This window comes from Enhygromyxa salina (assembly GCF_000737335.2).
GTDB classification, from domain to species: domain Bacteria; phylum Myxococcota_A; class Polyangia; order Nannocystales; family Nannocystaceae; genus Plesiocystis; species Plesiocystis salina_C.
In genome coordinates, this window is the sequence record NZ_JMCC02000073.1 from 57,099 (window position 1) to 73,472 (window position 16,374).

At 67.8% G+C, this 16,374-nt stretch carries 15 protein-coding genes; 7 read left to right on the forward strand and 8 right to left on the reverse strand.

Features of this window, described 5'->3' with window-relative positions:
• Positions 1-19: 19 nt before the first annotated feature.
• Positions 20-970, reverse strand: coding sequence for an alpha/beta hydrolase (locus DB30_RS25720; RefSeq protein WP_052553651.1), 951 nt, complete (start codon positions 968-970; stop codon positions 20-22).
• 458 nt (positions 971-1,428) lie between these two features.
• Here DB30_RS25720 and DB30_RS25725 point away from each other — a divergent pair, with 458 nt between their 5' ends.
• The 3 genes from DB30_RS25725 (at position 1,429) to DB30_RS25735 (ending at position 3,624) form a co-directional block, all read left to right on the forward strand.
• The gene (locus tag DB30_RS25725; protein WP_052553654.1) at positions 1,429-2,088 is read left to right on the forward strand and encodes a hypothetical protein; all 660 of its coding nucleotides are present in this window, start codon (positions 1,429-1,431) and stop codon (positions 2,086-2,088) included.
• An 11-nt stretch (positions 2,089-2,099) separates the two neighbouring features.
• Positions 2,100-2,816 carry a hypothetical protein gene (locus tag DB30_RS25730; RefSeq protein WP_052553656.1) on the forward strand — a complete coding sequence of 239 codons (717 nt, stop codon included), beginning with the start codon at positions 2,100-2,102 and terminating at the stop codon, positions 2,814-2,816.
• Positions 2,817-2,994: 178 nt separating this feature from the next.
• The gene (locus DB30_RS25735) at positions 2,995-3,624 is read left to right on the forward strand and encodes a hypothetical protein (RefSeq protein ID WP_052553659.1); all 630 of its coding nucleotides are present in this window, start codon (positions 2,995-2,997) and stop codon (positions 3,622-3,624) included.
• Between the two features lie 52 nt (positions 3,625-3,676).
• Here DB30_RS25735 and DB30_RS25740 read toward each other — a convergent pair whose 3' ends face one another.
• The 5 genes from DB30_RS25740 to DB30_RS25760 all read right to left on the reverse strand — a co-directional run bounded on the left by DB30_RS25740 (position 3,677) and on the right by DB30_RS25760 (position 7,498).
• Positions 3,677-4,870: an FG-GAP repeat domain-containing protein gene (locus DB30_RS25740; protein ID WP_165703945.1), complete on the reverse strand. Its 1,194-nt coding sequence runs from the start codon at positions 4,868-4,870 to the stop codon at positions 3,677-3,679.
• A gap of 131 nt (positions 4,871-5,001) precedes the next feature.
• The gene (locus DB30_RS25745; RefSeq protein ID WP_146660603.1) at positions 5,002-6,273 is read right to left on the reverse strand and encodes an NAD-binding protein; all 1,272 of its coding nucleotides are present in this window, start codon (positions 6,271-6,273) and stop codon (positions 5,002-5,004) included.
• Positions 6,274-6,336: 63 nt separating this feature from the next.
• On the reverse strand, positions 6,337-6,711 hold the full coding sequence (locus tag DB30_RS25750) for a DoxX family protein (protein ID WP_052553666.1): 375 nt from the start codon (positions 6,709-6,711) through the stop codon (positions 6,337-6,339).
• Entirely contained in the window at positions 6,708-7,172 is a 465-nt protein-coding gene (locus DB30_RS25755) for an SRPBCC family protein (RefSeq protein WP_052553668.1), read from the reverse strand. The genes DB30_RS25750 and DB30_RS25755 overlap by 4 nt, the downstream gene beginning before the upstream one ends.
• Complete coding sequence (locus DB30_RS25760; protein ID WP_052553728.1) at positions 7,169-7,498, reverse strand: ArsR/SmtB family transcription factor; 330 nt, start codon at positions 7,496-7,498, stop codon at positions 7,169-7,171. Before DB30_RS25760 ends, DB30_RS25755 begins: the two co-directional genes overlap by 4 nt.
• A gap of 83 nt (positions 7,499-7,581) precedes the next feature.
• Between DB30_RS25760 and DB30_RS25765 the strand changes: the two genes are divergently transcribed.
• Positions 7,582-8,235, forward strand: a complete 654-nt coding sequence (locus DB30_RS25765) for an RNA polymerase sigma factor (protein ID WP_052553670.1) — start codon at positions 7,582-7,584, stop codon at positions 8,233-8,235.
• Positions 8,232-10,031 (forward strand): pentapeptide repeat-containing protein, encoded by a 1,800-nt coding sequence (locus DB30_RS42840; RefSeq protein WP_052553673.1) that lies wholly within the window; start codon positions 8,232-8,234, stop codon positions 10,029-10,031. The genes DB30_RS25765 and DB30_RS42840 overlap by 4 nt, the downstream gene beginning before the upstream one ends.
• A gap of 31 nt (positions 10,032-10,062) precedes the next feature.
• On the opposite strand, the gene DB30_RS25775 is transcribed toward DB30_RS42840, so the two are convergent.
• Together DB30_RS25775 and DB30_RS25780 are read right to left on the reverse strand one after the other, a co-directional pair.
• Positions 10,063-11,532, reverse strand: a complete 1,470-nt coding sequence (locus tag DB30_RS25775) for a trypsin-like serine protease (protein ID WP_146660608.1) — start codon at positions 11,530-11,532, stop codon at positions 10,063-10,065.
• A 118-nt stretch (positions 11,533-11,650) separates the two neighbouring features.
• Positions 11,651-12,838, reverse strand: coding sequence for a radical SAM protein (locus DB30_RS25780; RefSeq protein WP_165703946.1), 1,188 nt, complete (start codon positions 12,836-12,838; stop codon positions 11,651-11,653).
• 210 nt (positions 12,839-13,048) lie between these two features.
• Here DB30_RS25780 and DB30_RS25785 point away from each other — a divergent pair, with 210 nt between their 5' ends.
• Positions 13,049-14,533 (forward strand): TolC family protein, encoded by a 1,485-nt coding sequence (locus tag DB30_RS25785; RefSeq protein ID WP_052553680.1) that lies wholly within the window; start codon positions 13,049-13,051, stop codon positions 14,531-14,533.
• Complete coding sequence (locus DB30_RS25790) at positions 14,530-16,374, forward strand: efflux RND transporter periplasmic adaptor subunit (RefSeq protein WP_052553683.1); 1,845 nt, start codon at positions 14,530-14,532, stop codon at positions 16,372-16,374. Before DB30_RS25785 ends, DB30_RS25790 begins: the two co-directional genes overlap by 4 nt.

A 16,374-nucleotide genomic window follows, 5' to 3' on the forward strand; every position in this document is an offset into this window, starting at 1 on the left:
TCCTTCCGTTCGCCGAGCTCTAGCCGTTCGCCAAACGTGGCCTAGGGTCGAAGTCGGCCGCGGGCACCGTCGCGTCGCCAAACCAGGCTTCCACGTGCTCGCCGATCGCCTCGAGAGCTTGGTTGGCGTCGGGCAACGCTGGCGCGAAGAAGTGCCAGACGTGCCAGAGATCCTCGTAGATGTCGACGCGAACGTCGACGCCTGCCGCTCGGGCGCGTTGCTCAAAGCGGGTCGAGTCCGACAGCAGAATCTCTTGCCCCCCCACGTGGATCAAGATCGGCGGGAGACCCCGGAGGTCGGCTTTGAGGGGCGAGGCCAACGCCAACTCGGGGTTGGCCCCATAGGCCCGTACCATGAGCTCGCACCCGGCCGCCGTAATCCATGGGTCGACGTCGGCGAGCGACGTCATGGTTGGTCCCGAGAGCGTTGGATCGAGCCACGGCGAGAGCATCACGATCGCCCGGGGCTGGGGCAGGTGCGTGTCTTTGGCGAGCAGGGCCATTGACACCATGAGCGCGCAGCCGGCCGAGTCTCCGGCAAAGATGATCTGACTTGCTGCGGTCCCTTGACGGAGCAAGGCGCGATATACCGCCATCAGATCCTGAAGACCCGCAGGGAACGGGTGTTCTGGTGCGAGGCGATACTCCGGGACGATGCACTGTGCGCGGCAGACGGTGGCGACGCGTGCGGCCAACGCCCGGTGCGAGTCACATGAGCCTGAGCAGTAGCCCCCGCCGTGGACGTAGATCACGACTCGCTCCGCGCGCGACAAGGGGGTGAGGCGCTCGACCGCGACGCCGCCAAAGGTGTCCCGCTCGACCAGGACCCCTGTCGGTATTTCCGCTTGCGAGCCCAATGCGTCGAGCGTGCCACGCTGGACCTCGATCGGAACGTCGGCGCCGAGCAGTGGCGCGAGGTCGTTGGCAATCATCGTGCGCATTTGATCCCTGATCTGTGTGGTCTTGCTCATTCGTACCTCGTATGTATAGGGTCGCGGAATTTAGAACGATTAGCTCATCTTTTTTCCAAGAAATTCACGGGCTGAAACTTACGTGACTGTCTGCGCGAAATGCATGCGCCCATTGCGTTCACCACGCATGGTTTTCGTGCTGCTAGACTAGGCTAGAGCCTGCGTGAAGCCCAAGTAGGGGGGGACCGCTGATGTCGGGCACGGGCGCGCGCCGACGAGCATTTGCACTCGCCATTGAAGGCGCGCTCGGTAAGCGCGCTCGCGAATGAACATGTACTGGTGCTAGTGGCACTCGATCGCTGCTCGCGCCCGCGCTTGGGGCGGCGCCGTCGACGGGGGCGCCGCGGCGCGACCGAGCGGCGCCATGTAGGACTCGGCGAAAATCCGCATCGCTGAACTCGGCGTAGAACTCCGAGGCGGGTGCGTTCGATCGTGGTGTTGTCCCAAGGATCGTCAGCTTGTCGTCGCCGACTCTGGAGGCCGCGCGGATCAGCTTCCTCACCCCCGTCGTGCAGGCGGGTCGTCAGTTTGGCGGCGACGCACAACGCTGCCACACTCGCCGGGTGGATCCCGACGATCGAAGCGCACGGATCATCGCAGCCAACGCTGGCTTCGAGATCGTCGAGGTGGAGGGTCGGGTGTGGTTCTTCGATCGTCGCACCCGCGGCCCGGGCATCGCGGCCGCCGTGAGCGGCGGCGTCGCTGGGATCACGTTGATCAACGCCTTCGTCATGGCGCTCGGCGCCCTGTCCGGTGCGAACCTTGGGGGGTCGTGGTGGGGAGCGCTGGCGCTCGGTGGCGTGGCTGCGCTCGCGGGTGGGGTCTGCCGCGCGGCGTTGGCCTTGCGGCAGCGGCGACTTGGCTGCAAGCGGGCGGACCTCCGGCCCATCGCCATGGTCGATCGTGCGGGCGGGACCGTGCTCGACGCTCGCGGCACAGCGATCGCTCCGGTCGCCCAGGTTCGCGCGGGGCGGGGCATGTTGATCGGCAGCTCGGCGCCCGCGCTGTTCCTGCGGCCGCCCGGCGGGGGCCGGATCGAGGTGTTTCGCGGTTCGCTGTTCGGCGGTGGGATCGAGCGCGCCCAGGTGGCCTTGGCGAAGCTGGGCTTTTCTCGCTAGGGTGGGCAGCGGTGGACACGCTCAAGCAAGGCTGGGGAGCGCTTGGGAGCACGGTCTTGGCGATCGCGTGTGTCCCCCGGGTCTCGGCTTCGATCGTGGTCGAGCCGCCTCCGAAGCCGCCCAAGGCAGAGGGGCCGGCCACGGCCGATGTCGCCAAGCCCAAGCCGCGCACGCGCGGCGATGACCCGGGTCCACCTCAGATCGTTCGCGCCGAGCAGCTGTCAGCGTCGCAGCTGCGCCTGCACTTTAGCGAAGCGATCGCGCCGCTCGGCGAGGTCGATCCCAACGACTTTCGCGTCAGCGTGTTGAGCGTCTACATCAACCCGCGGGCGGGCTACTCCTACGCCTACTACTACGACTTTGGGTACCGCTCCTACGGCCAGATGCTGCGCTTCACGAGCGCGCAGGCGGGCACGCTCGAGCTTGATTTGTACTTCGCGCCCGCGGTGCCGCAGCACTACTGCCGGCAGCTCGACTATCAAAACAGCTACGCGCCGCCGGGCGCCCACGCCGAGACCGCCCTGTTCCTGCACTACGCGGCCGGAGCCATCCCGATCCTCGATACGGGCGGCACCGCGCTCCAGAATTTTGGCGCCGATTGGGTCGTGGCCGGGCGAGGCGACGCGCCCGAGAGCCGTCGGGAGGTCCCGAAATCCCAGGCGCAGCGAGCCGGGCAGGGCTTGGTGCGGATCGAGTGTGGGCCGGCAATTCCGCCGGGTCCCCGATGAGCGGGACGCTGGGTTGAATGTGAAAGATCAATCCAACTCGCGCGTCGTTGTTGCGATCATGCCAACGAGTCCCTCCCCCGCGCGCGTGCCCGCTTTGGTCGAGTTATTGGGAGTTGGTGCGGCTACTCTGGGGGTCTCGGGGCTGGCGTGCTCGATGCCAAGCGCGAACATTGGGTCGGTGGCGCCTGGTCCCGACAAGGCGAGCGATGCCAAGCAGACCCGCAGCCAGGCCAAGGCCGCGCGCAAGTCTGCGGCGCCCCGGCAAGGACCCACGCTGACAGAGGCGGAGCTGCTCGGCGAGGGCGAGCACCTCCGCCTGCACTTCAGCGAGCCGCTCGCGCCCACGGATCGCGTTGATCCCAATGACTTTCGCCTGAGCATGGCAATGGTCTATTCGTACAAGATGTATGCATATGCGTATTACTACGATCCAGGTCTGGCCGAGGGCGAAGAGCTGATGGTCGTCACGTCCATGCGCGGTCAGGGGGACACGCTCGATCTCTACCTCAGCCCGCCCTTCGAGCTCGCCTATTGTGAAGAGCTGCGGCGGGAGCTCGCCGACATGCAGAGCGAGCCGGGCGTGCGCGCCGACGGTGGGGTGTTCTTGCACTACGCTCCGGGCGAGGTGCCGATCACCGATCTCGACGGCAATCACATGGCGGCGGTCGCTGCCGAGTGGGTGCTGCACAGGCGCCGCGGGACCGAGGACCCCGAAGAGATGTACTTCGAGGGCCCGCCGGCCCGTCGCGCGCTGCGGGAGCCGATCCGCGTGCGCTGTGGGCCGCGGCTGCCACCTGGGCCGCGGTAGGGTGAACGTTGCCGACCGCGGCGGGTCGCCAGTGGGGGGCGAGCAGACACGATCAGGGCGCGCTCGACATCATGATGCAGATGCCAGCGTCGGTCATTGTCGCGACGTCGCCCACGCAGTCGCCGTTGAGGTCACCAATCGCGACCTGCTTGGGGTTTTGACCCTGACACACACCCTGGATCGCCAGACCGAAGCCCGTGCCCGTGGACAGGTAGGCGGCGATCGTGGTGCCGCCAACGATCGCCACGTCGTCGCGCCCGTCGAGATCGATGTCGCCCAGCGCGACGCTGGTGGGTGCAGACGGGGCCGAGATCTCGACGTCGGGTCCCAGGGCGCCAGTGCCATCGCCAAAGAACAGATGTCCCGCGTCGAAGCCCCCGCCGAGCGTGGTGACGACGACGTCGAGGTGGTCGTCGCCGTCGACGTCGCCGATCGCCACGTCGCTGGCCGCGCCCATGAACGTCTGCGGTGAACCTGGAGCGACGATGCCCATGCCCGAGTTGATCGCAACGTAGACTTGCCCGAGCGCGGCCACGACGACGTCGTTGCTCTCGTCTTCGTCGAAGTTGCCGATCGCCACGCCGCCAAGGTTGGCGCCCCACGGGGCGCCGCTCACGATCGGGCTCTCGGGCAGGTAGCTCTCTTGCAACGATGCGCCAAACATGTACGTCAGCGCGGCCTTGGGCGACACGATGTCGATCGTCGCGTCGCCGTTCATCTGGCCAAGCGCGAACAACGGTGACGGGGCATCGAGCGACTCGTAGTCGTTGAACCCGCCGCTGCCGTCACCGCGCATGCGGACCAGCACGGTCGTGTTGGTGTACGCTCGAAACACGACATCGTAGACTCCGTCAGCGATCGCCTGGCCGTGGACCGCCGAAGGAAAGGTCTCGACCGGGAGCATCGTGATCACCGGAGCGCCAAAGCTGCCGTCGCCAGCGCCGAGGTAGACCCGCAGCTCGTGGTCGTCGTAGCTCGTCGAGACGAGATCGAGCGCGCCGTCGCCATCGACGTCACCGAGCGTGAGTCCCTGCGGGTTGGCGCCGGCCAGGAGCATGATCGGATCGGCGTAGTTGACCGGGTAGGGACCCCCTTCACACGTTTCGGGGTCACCGTCACCGTCGCCATCGCCATCGCCATCACCGTCGCCGTCGCCGTCGCCGTCACCCGGGTCACCATCACCATCACCATCACCGTCGCCCGTCTCGTCCTCACCCGTCTCGTCCGCACCCGTGGGAGGAACCATCGGATCCTCGAAGCACCCGAACAGGGTGAGAGCCAAGATCGTCGAGAGTGGACAGAGCGGTCGCAGTCGCATGACAAGCTTCTTCGAGCCGGTAGTCTACACCGTCCGGCGGTGCGACCGGCCAGCCCCGATCAGTCTGGCGACTCCGCGAACCACCGCTGGGGCATGCTGCGGCTGATCAGCTCGGCGAGCACGAACGGGTGCAGCTCCGTCTTGGCCGAGACCTGCGTGGCAAACGGCGAGTGCCCAAAGCTGCGCACGGTGATGTGCGCAGTTGGGTAGCGGCGGCGCAGGTCCAGCGCGGCGTGAAAGTTGGTGCCCTCGTCGCCGGTCCCGACCACGATCACTGGATCCCCGACGTCGCCCGCGAGCACCTCGTCGATCTGCCGCCAGATCGCTGGGTGCCGAAGGTGGCCCTCGAACACGTGGCGGGGATGATCGCAGAACCCCGGGCTCTCGGCGAACTTCAGCGCGTTGGCGTTGGCCTCGAGATCGACCAGCACGATCGTGCCAAACGCCTCGCTGGCTTGGGTCTGCAGCTGATGCAGGACCGTCTGACCGAAGCGGCCAAACCCGGCGAGCACGACCAGGTCGCGGTGGGTCGATGCCCCAAACCGAGCGATCAGGCGTTGCTCGACCAGCTGGATCGCGGCGGACTCGAGGCTGTTGAAGGCTTCGTAGCCGCCGTCGATCGCCTCGGCTGGGACCGCGCGCATGAACGCGAGATCGGCCACGTGCGCGACGATCCGCCCGCGCAACCAGGGGCGCCGGATCAAGACCCGCGAGGCCGTGTCGAGGTTGACGAAGTCGTCGCCGGTCAGCAGCATCACGCGGCGCGCCCGGGCGATGCCGACGGCGTCGCGGACCTCGTCACTGCGGATGTCGCCGATGACCACGAGCGCCTTGTAGGCGTGCTCGAGCTCGCTGATCCGAGGATTGTTGGGGTCCCGCTCGAGCACGACCACGTGGACGTCTGGGTCGAGCTCGCGCAGGCGCTTGATGTACAGCAGCGAGAGCCGACCCGCCCCGCCAACGATCACGTGATCGCGCATGCGTCGGACCCGACGCGCGAACGGGTTCAAGATCCGCAGCGCGGCCTCGACCACGGCGCTCGCGGTGATCACCGGCGCAAAAAAGTACGCTCCCCACAGCACCCCGCGCCAGATCGGCGGCCCGCCGTGGGGCGTGCCAAGGTCGACGCCGCCGACCACGAACAAGCCGAGCGCGTAGTAGGCCTTCGCCCAGTAGCCGACCTCGCTCAGCTCGCGCTCGCTCACCTCGACCCCCGAAGACAGGCCGAAGAAGCCGGCGAAGAACACGAGCACCACCGGGATTGCGCGCCAAGCCCTCGCGCGGGGCCCGAGCCCCGTGGGTGACGACAGGCCGGTACGAATGTTCGGCATGGGTAACGGTAGCAAGTAACCACCCCCACAGAGACCTCGGCGAAGGCCGAGGTCTGTGAGGGGTCAACTACCGTTCGGCCTTTTTAGGACCAGCCTGCCGTACGCAATGAACGTGCAGATGGCAGCCACGACCAGCCAGTAGATCATGGGACCGTGACTCGGGTCACCGGAGCAGACGTGCAACGCGACAAACAGCAGCATCTCGGCGGCGATGCAGCCTGCGGCGATCGGGGCCAGCTTGGCCAGGCGCTTGTTGAAGGCTGGCAAGATCAGGGCCACGCTGCAAAGTAGCTCGATCACGCTCAGCGCCAGCCAGACTGCGTGGGGCATCGCGTCGAGCGAAGGTATCATCTGCTCCGAATTCGAGAACTTCCACACCGCACCCGTGACGGTGTGCAGGGCGAGCAGCACTTGAAGTACCCACAGCAGAATGTTCATGGCTCAGCTCGCCAATCCTTGTCGAGCAAGTCGACGAGCTTCCCGCCCATCAGCTTCCAGCCGTAGCGCGCGCCGCCAAAGTTCTGCTTCTGCGCCGGCTTGAAGCCCGACTGCACGAGCGAGAGATGGGTGCCCGACGGGGTGGGGGTGAGCGTGAACGTGACCACGGTGTCCAGCTCCATGTCGCCGACAACCCACGCGTAGCTCAGCTTCCGAGGCGGCTCGGCCGCGAGGATCCGGCAGTTCACGGTCCCGTCCCACCCCGGGTGCGGCTGGGTCTTGAACGTGAACGCGGTCCCCGGCTCGAGCGCGAGCGCGGGCTCGACAATGGGCAGGAGCCACTCGCTGAGCAGCACGGGGTCGGTGAGCGCGTGCCAGACTCGCTCTGGTGAATGACGCAGATCGAATTCAAACGAGATTGACTCGCTCTGCGATGGGACTGTCGTGTCGATAGGTGTCATTGGTCCATCTTGTCGAGCAGTTGTTCGAGGCGATCGACGCGCTCTGTCCAGAACGCACGGTAGTGCGCGATCCAATCGATGAGGGGCTCCATTCCACGCGGCTCGACGCGGTAGTGGACAAGGCGTCCCTCTCGTCGACTGGTGACCAAACCTGCGCGCTTCAAAGTGGCGAGGTGCTGTGAGACCGCTGGCTGCGAGATGTTGAATTGGGCAGTGAGGTCCTTGACCGCCGCTTCGCCGCGGGTGAGCGACTCGAAGATCGCCCGGCGGCTGGGGTCCGCTAGCGCTTGGAAGATCTTGTCCTCGAGCCCGGTCGCGCGCGGCACGGACAACAGATAAGCCGTGGCTTATCTGTTGTCAAGCACGGGTCGAGCTGCAAATTCATCGAGCGTGGCGACACTCAGTCTCGATGACGCGACTCGCATCCGACGTCGATGTGGAGAGCCTCGCGTTCGAGGCTGGCGTTGGGGCCGTCTATGCTGTCCCCGAAGTGAGCCGGGAGGTCGAGCTGATGCGAGCCGCGATCGCGGGCGACCCGGCGGCGATGCGGTCGATCTACGAACGCGAGGCTCCGCGCCTACTTCGACGGCTTGGGCACCTCTGCGGTGACCCTGCGCTCGCCCAAGACCTGCTGCAAGAGTGCTTCTTGCGGGCCTTCGCGGGCGAGGTCAGCTTCTCGGGCACCTCGACGGCGGCGCCCTGGCTGCATGGGGTCGCGCTCAATCTCTGGCGCAACGAGCTGCGCAAACGCGAGCGGCGAGGCGGCCTCCTGCGCAGGCAGGGCGAGGCCCTCGAGCCGCGTGCGCTCGCAGCCCCGGGGGAGCGGCGGGAGCACGACGAACTCGCGCTCCGGTTGCGCGAGGCGCTAGCTACGCTCGACCCAAAGCTGCGCGAAGCCTTCGTGCTGCGGGTGCTCGAAGAGCTTCCGCTCGCGCAGGCCTCGGTCCTGGCCGGGGTGTCGATGGCCACGCTCTCGCGCCGAACCAAGCGTGCGGAGGCCAAGCTCCGCAGTCACTTCGAAGACTCCAACCGCCGCGCGAACGAAAAACTGAGGGCCCCATGAGCTACGAACGAGCAATTACACAGACCCGATCGGGCGCCCAACCTGGCGCCGCCACGCTCCCAGATTTTGCCGACCTCGCGCCGCGGATCGCCGAGCGTCGGGCGGCGCGGAGCGGCGACGACGTGCGCGTGCGAGTCCGGGCCAGGCGCTGGTTTGTGGTCGCGATGGCGGCATTTGGACTGATCCCCGCCGATGTCCTGTTGTACGCGTGGCTCACCGACACCGCGCCGCAGTTCCAGGGGATCGCGCCCGCTGTGTTGCTGCCGATCGTCATGCTGGCCTGGGCAGCCCGACTCGTCACTCGCCCCAGCTTCCGCGCGCAGGTGCTCGTTCGCTCAATCGCGGTGTCCAACTTGATCGTCGCGCTGTTGCTCGCGCTCTCGGTCGGAGGGGTGTTCGGGGCCGCGTCGCAGATCATCATCGCGGTCAGCTGCGCGCGCGTGCTGAGCCTGCTTGGAGATCGGGGCCTCGACGTGAGCGAGGGCGACGCAACCTTCACCCCTGTCGCGTTTCGCGGGTTCCTGTTGCTCGCCCTGATCATGGCCTTCGCGGACGCGCAGACGCTGATGTTCTCGGCGCTGACACAGGGCAGCTTCCTGTTCACCGATCCGCGGACCATGCTCATCACCTCCCGCATGGTGCCGACCCTGATCGCAGCGGGGATCATGGCCTGGAACGTGTGGGGCCTGTTTCGGCTCCGCACGTGGGCGATGCTGCTCAACATCGTCGCCAACCTGGTCATCGCCCGCATGGCTCTGACGGGGGCCTTGAGCGTGAGCGTGTGGGTGGCAGGGTCGCTGTCCCTGACGGCGGCCGTGCAGCTGCTGCTGCCGGTTCCGATCCTCGCGACGTGGCTCGGCGACCAAAATGCTGGCGGCCGCGAGTGGCAATGGGGTGCACGCCTGCTGCGCGCGTGTGCGCCTGTGGCGGTCGTGTTGACGATGATGGCGGCCGTGTCGAACTTAGGCTTGGTGCGCATGTGGGGCTGGCTCGACGGCAACATCGGCGCGACAGCCAACTGGCGTGGCGTCCCATTGACCGACGCTCAGATCGCCTCAGAACACCCCCTTGGGGGCGGCGACCCCAGCGTTGCCTATGGACCGCTGTTGGGCCCCGGCATGAGCTTGGAGTACGCGGTCATGACTGATTGCGATCTGTCGGACGCACGCGCCCCGGGGCTGATCGTCAAAGCGGGATTGTACATGAACGCCGACTTCAGCAGGGCGACGCTCCGGGACGCGGTGTTCGTGGGAGCGCGGCTGACCGGCGCCAGCTTCCGAGACGCCGACCTCGAGGGAGCCATGCTCGCGGAGTGCGAGCTCGACGACATCGACTGGCGCGGCGCGACCTGTCCCGACGGCTTCGTCGCCACCGCCGACACAGGCTGCCTCGAACACCTGAGCCACGCCCGCCGCGTGGAGGCCGAAGCGCTCGCGCGCTGGATGGGCCCCGCCCGGAATGCGTGCATGCTCGACGGCGCGCTCGCCCACGAGTGCGACGCGCTCGATCGCAACGACAGCGCCGATCTGTTCGCGCGTGGAGATGATCTTGTCATTGCGTGGGGTCCAACGGACGCGCGGCACGAGCTCGTACTCGAGCGTGAAAGCGGCGTGTCCTGGTCAAACGAGGGGAAGCTCGTGCGGCTCATCGCGACCCCCACGGCGAATGGGCACTTCGACGTGCTCGTCGTCGATCAACGCCTGTCAGGCAGGAGCTACTGGCGGAGCAGCTGGGCCCGGGCAGAGCCATGGCGCGCGCGGCTCGACTGGTTGCACAACGCGTTGCCATGGCGCTGAGCCAGGCCCTGGTCTCACTCGCCCCGACCGCTCAGGATCGGCGACGCAGCCCAACCACCAGCAACAGCCCAAGCCCGAACGCAATCGCCCCACCACCCTCGTTGCGGGCATCGGTCGCGCACGCGCACCCGTTGTCCCCGTCGCCAACCCCAGGCCCGGTGCTGAAGCCCGTATCGAAGCCCGTATCGAAGCCCGTGTCGGGGGACCCCGTCTCGCCGTCGCTGTCTTCACCGCCGCCGCCATCACCGTCGCCGTCGCCGTCGCCGTCTCCGGGATCGCCATCGCCATCACCATCGCCGCCGCCGTCGCCCACGATGATCGTCACGGTCGCCGACTCGGCGGTGTTGCCGGAGAAGTCCTCGGCGATCGCAACCAAGCTGTAGGTCCCCGTTGGGAAGCTGGCGTTGGCAAACACCCACGGCGCCTTGTTGTCCGTCGCGACCTGCTCGCCGTCGATCAGCAGCGCGACGTTGACGACCCCAAACTCTGGATCCTGCGCGTCGACAACGATGTCGAGCAGCTCATCTGGGACAATGTTGGCGCCATCGATTGGATCCAAGATTGCGACAGACGGCGGGTTGTTGTCGGGCGGCGATCCAAACGCCGGCCCGCAGGTGGACTTCAGGCTCGACAGCTGGGTCGAGCAGCCGCTGTTCCACGAGACCGCGCTGTTGGTTGGATCCGTAGCGAACCCGCCGCAGGCCGCGGTCGGGTTCCACGTGCCGTCAACGTCGTGGCAAGGCGTGATGTCGACGCCGGAGTTCTCTTCGATGAAGGGCACCGCGCGGTGGATCAGCGAGTAGGTGTCGGCCCCCTGACCGCACGGCGGACCGCCCGAGACGATCCCAAACGCGTGCCAGCTGCCGTCGGGAAATTGAAAGTAGGCCGGACCGCCCGAGTCGCCGCCGCACGCAGCGGATCCAACCTGACCAACGGCGACGATCTCACTGCCCTGCAGCACCGGCGTCTGGATGATCGTCTCGGCCCAGCGCTTGGTCCCGGCCCCGCTCTCACCTTGGTTGGCGCCAAACCCCACGATCATCGAAGGGGCGTTGGGCGTGAGCATGTCGAGCTCGCAGCCGTACATGGGCGGCGTGATTGGGACGTCGTTGACCGGCTGCGAGAGCTTGCAGAACGCATAGTCGTCGCCGTTGACCCCGTTGTTGTCGTTGGGGTTCCAGGCCGGGTTGCGCATGCAGAAGTCGACGCCGACCGAGCGATCGGGGTTGCCCATCGACTCGCCAAAGCGGACCTGGTTGACGGTGGGACAGTGCGCGGCCGTGACCACGATCTGGGGGTGGACGAGGGTGCCCGAGCACAGGTTGCCGTTGCTCGTGATCAGCACGGTCGTGGGCCACTGACAGTTCTGCGCCGGGGTGCCGCTCGAGATCAGCGGGTCGGTGCTGGGTGCCTCGACTTCAGGTTCGGCAGCTTTGGCGCCGAGCGGGAGGAGCGTGAGCAAAGACAGGGAAGCCGCGAGGGGCCAGGGGTACCGACGCATCGCCGGAAAGTATCACTTATTGCGCGCGCATCCAGACATATGACCAAGCGGAGTCATGTGAGCGCCGCATGGTCACTTCACGACCAAACTGCAATTCAAATTGCAGAATATTGAGGCTCTATTCGTTGGTGAGCGCCCGCTCGATCAGCTTGGTGTTCTCGAGCGAGACCCCCGACTTCTCGGCCTTCTTGCCCTCTGCGCGGCGCTTGGCCTCGAACAGCTTGCGGCTCTTGTCGGTCACCGCGCCGACGGTGGGCCCTTCCCCCCGCATGCTGGCGGGGGGCAGATCGCTGTCGTTGTTGGCGGCGACCGGCGGACCGTCGAAGCTGTCCTTCCACTCGTCGAGGGTCAGCTTGCCAAAGCTGGGATCGGTGGGGTCGCGCAGGATCGTCTCGACGATCGCGTCGCGGCTGACGAACACCGGCGAGAGCTCGGCTGGATCGTAGGCGTTGCCGCGGTCGAACACGCCGCCGCAGATCGAACGCAGCGAGCACTGCTCACACGCGGGCGCGTACTTGTGGCCCCACTCGCGCTGCCGCACGGTCTGCTTATCGTCGAGGAAATGCACGATGCGCTCCTCGGACTTGACGATCTTGCGGGTCTCTGTGCTGGCCCAGGCGAAGTCGGTCATGTAGCACAGGGGGACCTTCTCGATTCGGAAGGTCCGACCGCTGCGCTGCAGCAACCGGCAGCCACGGTGCAGTGAGAGCTCGAATTCGGCGAGCCGCGGGGTGTACTGATCTTGGTTGACCTCGGCCCGGCCCATTGAAGGATCGAGGTTGTTCCACACGAAGTGGCGAATGTACGGGTGGTGCTCGATGAAGTAGCGAATGTTGAGGTCTAGGTGATCCGCGTTGAGCTTGTTGATCACGCAGTTCATGTTGACGTCGATGCCAAACTCCGCGGCGTTGTCGAGCGCCTGCAGGGCGATTGGCAGGGTCCCCGGGGTCCCGCGCAGGATGTCCTCGACCTCTTCCTTGACCGAGTAGATCGACACGTGGACGATCTTCAGGCCGGCGTCGGCCATGGCCTTGGCGAACTTCTTGTCGGCCATCCGCGTGCCGTTGGTGATCATGCGGACGTGCAGGCCGCTGTCGCTGGCGTACTGGCAGATCTTCGGGAGCTCGGGGTGCAAGCTTGGCTCACCGCCGGTCAGGATCACGCCAAAATAGCCACGCTCGACGAAGTCGTCGACGAGCACCTTCATGGACTCGAAGGTGTGCGAGTAGGGGGTCGTTGGGTTGGAGCAGAACCCGCAAAAATGGTTGCAGTGCCGAACGACCTGGATGTACCCGATGTTTGCCACTGGGGGCAGCATAGCCTTGGTCGCGGTGCGCTCACCAGGTCGGCGTTGTGGCGCGGGTGTGCGCCAGCGGCTGCAGCGGCGAGGTGCGAAGGTCGCCGCGTTGGAGGTGACCGCCCAGGCTTTCCCAGATCGGCGAGATCTGTAACGCTCACGCTGCCGCTGCGTCCGAGCTAGGTGGACGCGGCACGGGACCCGACGAGGCGACACAACGTGCTCGAGAACTCGCTGCTGCAAGGTGACACCACGGGCGCACGCGGAGCGCGATCGCGCAGCCGCGCCAACACCACGCTGGCGGGTGTGTTGGTGGTTGGGCTGAGCACGGCCTGCGCCGGGAGTGCGCAGCGATCCATGCAGGCCGAGCTCGAGCGCGCGGGCGTGGGCTTGGCCGCCGTGCCGCAGGCGGGGTCCAACGCGCCGCTCGGCAACGAGGGGGCCGCGAGCGAGCTGCCGCGCTTCGACGGGACGCCCGAGCCCTACGTCACCTACGCGCTTGTCCAAAGCCACGAGCTGCGGGCCAGCTGGGAGCGGTGGCGAGCGGCGACCCATCGGGTCGCGCGCGAGCGACGAATGCCGTCGCCCACGCTGACCTACGCGGTGTTCGTGTCGCCGGTCGAGACCCGCGTGGGGCCGCAGCGGCATCGCCTGGGGGTGCATCAGCGGTTCCCGTGGCCGGGCGAGCTGCTCGCGGGGGCCGACGCAGCCACGGCGGCGGCCCGGGTCGAGCAGCGCAAATTCGAGGCGGCGGCGCTCGAGCTGCGGGCGCGGGTGTTGGTTGCGTACTGGCAGCTGTGGACGCTGCGCGAGATCGAGGTGGTCGAGCGCGAGCAGCTCGAGCTGTACGAGTCGCTGATCGAGATCGCGAGGGGTCGGCTCGAGGTCGGGCAGGCGTCGCTCGCCAATGTCCAGCAGCTCGAGCTTGGCCGCGCGCGCCTGGCCGATCAGATCGACGGGCTCCGCGAGGCTCAGCGCGCGGCCCAGGCTGCGCTGCTGGGGGCCGTCGCGGCGCCGCCCGACACCCCAACGCCAACCACCTCGCAGCTGCCAACCTTGGTCCAGCCACGCGCCAGCGAAGCCTCGCTGCGCCAGGCGCTCGTGGATCATCCCAGCTTGGGCCGCTGGCAGGCGCAGGCGGAGGTCGGGGATCTGCGGGTCAAGGAAGCCCGGCACGCGCGGGCGCCTGGGTTCTCGGTGGGGGTTGACTGGGTCGAGGTTGGGCCGGCGCGCATGGACAACGTCGCGGACTCGGGCAAGGACGCGGTCTCGATCAGCGTCGGGCTGGAGTTGCCGCTGTGGCAGCGCAACTACGCGGAGGACCAGCGCGCGGCACAGGCCGACGCCGCGGCCGCGCGGGCCGAGTGGGCGGCCACGCGGGATCGGGCGACGGCGCAGCTGGGCGCCGCGCTCTCGCAGATCCGCGACACGGCCCGCCGCGCGGCCCTGCACGAGGACACGCTGATCCCCCAGGCCCAGAGCGCGCTCGAGTCCACGCTGGGCGGGTACGCGACGGGGGACGTCCAGTTCGCCGCGATCTTGCTGGCCGAGCGCGAGCTGCTCGAGCTGCGCTTGGCGGCGGTGCAGCTGCATGCCCAGCACGCGATCGCGTGGGCCGATCTCGAGGCGATCGTCGGGCGCAGCGTGGCGGGCCAGTCTGCCGCGCAACCCCAGGATCCGCGACCGGAGGCTGACAAGCCATGAGCAAGATCCCCAGTGAAGCGCCCAGCTCATGGTTGCCGTGGCTGCTGGTCCCGATCGTCGCGTTGTTGGCGTTTGGACTGGGCCGCTGCGTCCCCGAGCTCGTCACACCCGCCAAGCCCAACGACCACGCCCACGAGGACAGCGCCGAGGTCTGGACCTGCTCGATGCACCCGCAAGTCCGCCAGCCAACGCCCGGCGACTGTCCCATCTGCGGCATGGATCTGATCCCGCTCACGGATGTCGGTGGCGGCAGCGAGCAAGTGGTGCTGTCAAAGCGCGCGGCCGTGCTCGCGCGGATCGAGACCGTCGCCGTTCAGCGGATCGCAACCCCTGGCGTGGACCTGCGCTTGCTCGGCCGGGTCGAGGTCGACGAGAGCCGCATGCGCAACGTCAGCGCGTGGATCGGCGGTCGCGTCGACAAGCTGTTCGTGCGCGAGACCGGCACGGTCGTGCGCCGCGGCCAGCCGATCGCCAGCCTCTACAGCCCCGAGGTCTACGCCGCCCACCAAGACCTGCTGACCGCGAACAAGTCGGTCACCAAGCTGCGCAACGCCAGCGAGCTGGCGCGGTCCTCGGCCGAGGCCACGCTCGCGGCCGCCCGCCAACGCCTGAGCCTGCTCGGGCTGGCAGACGCCGAGATCGATCGCATGGCCGAGGCTGGCGCGCCGCGCAAGTCCGTGACGATCAACGCGACCGACGGCGGCACCGTCACCGAGCGGCTTGCGACCCAGGGCCAGTACGTGGAAGCCGGCACGGTGTTGTTTCGGATCGCCGATCTCTCGCGCCTGTGGGTCCAGCTCGACGCCTACGAGAGTGACCTGCCGGCCTTGATGGAAGGCCAGAGCGTCGACATTGAAGTCGAGGCGCTCGCGGGCGAGCGGTTCACGGGGGAGGTCGCGTTCATCGCTCCGCTGGTCGACGCGCGTCGGCGGGTCACGCGTGTGCGGGTCGAGGTCGACAACCCCACCGGCAAGCTGCGCCCGGGTATGTTCGTGGAGGCCGTGGTCCGCGGCGGCGCGGTCGGGGAGGCCAAGCAAAAGCCGCTGGTGGTCCCGGTCACCGCGCCGCTGTTCACCGGGCGGCGCTCGCTGGTCTACGTGGAGCTGCCGCCGACCGAGCAGGGCGGGCGTCCCAGCTACGTGCCCCGGGTCGTCGAGCTGGGGCCGCGCATGGGTGATCTGTATCCGGTCGTCGCGGGGCTGTCCGCTGGCGAGCGCGTGGTCGTGCACGGGGCGTTTGCGATCGACGCGGATCTGCAGATCCGCGGCGGCGCGAGCATGATGACGCAGGCCGACGCGAACGCGGAGCGCGAGCCGCTCGCACGGATCGAGCCCAACCAAAAATTGCGCAGCGAGCTCGCGGCGGTGCTTGGCGCGTACTTGGACATGCAGGTGGCCCTGGCCGACGACGACTGGCACGCGGCCCAAGCTGCGGCCGGGCGCATGCTCGAGGCCACGCGTGCGGTCGCGCCGGCTCGCGACTCGGCGGCGGACCAGGCGTGGTCGGTGATCGGGGCGGCGCTGGAGTCCCACGCCAAGCAGGCCGCGGAGTCGCAGGCGATCGAGGGCGCGCGCGGGGCCTTCTTGCACGCGAGCGGCCTGGCGCAGCAGATCCTGGCGGTGTTTGGCAACCCCCTCGACACGCCGCTGCGCTTGGCGTTCTGCCCGATGGCCGGCGCCAACGAGGGCGCCGAGTGGATCCAAGCCACCGACGTGCTCGCCAACAGCTACTTCGGCGAGAGCATGCTCAGCTGCGGTGAGTTCCGCTCGACGATCGAGCCGGGCCAGTACCTATTGTCAACGGCCGGCGCCCCGGTGAGCGCTGGCGGGGGGGGGCGCTAG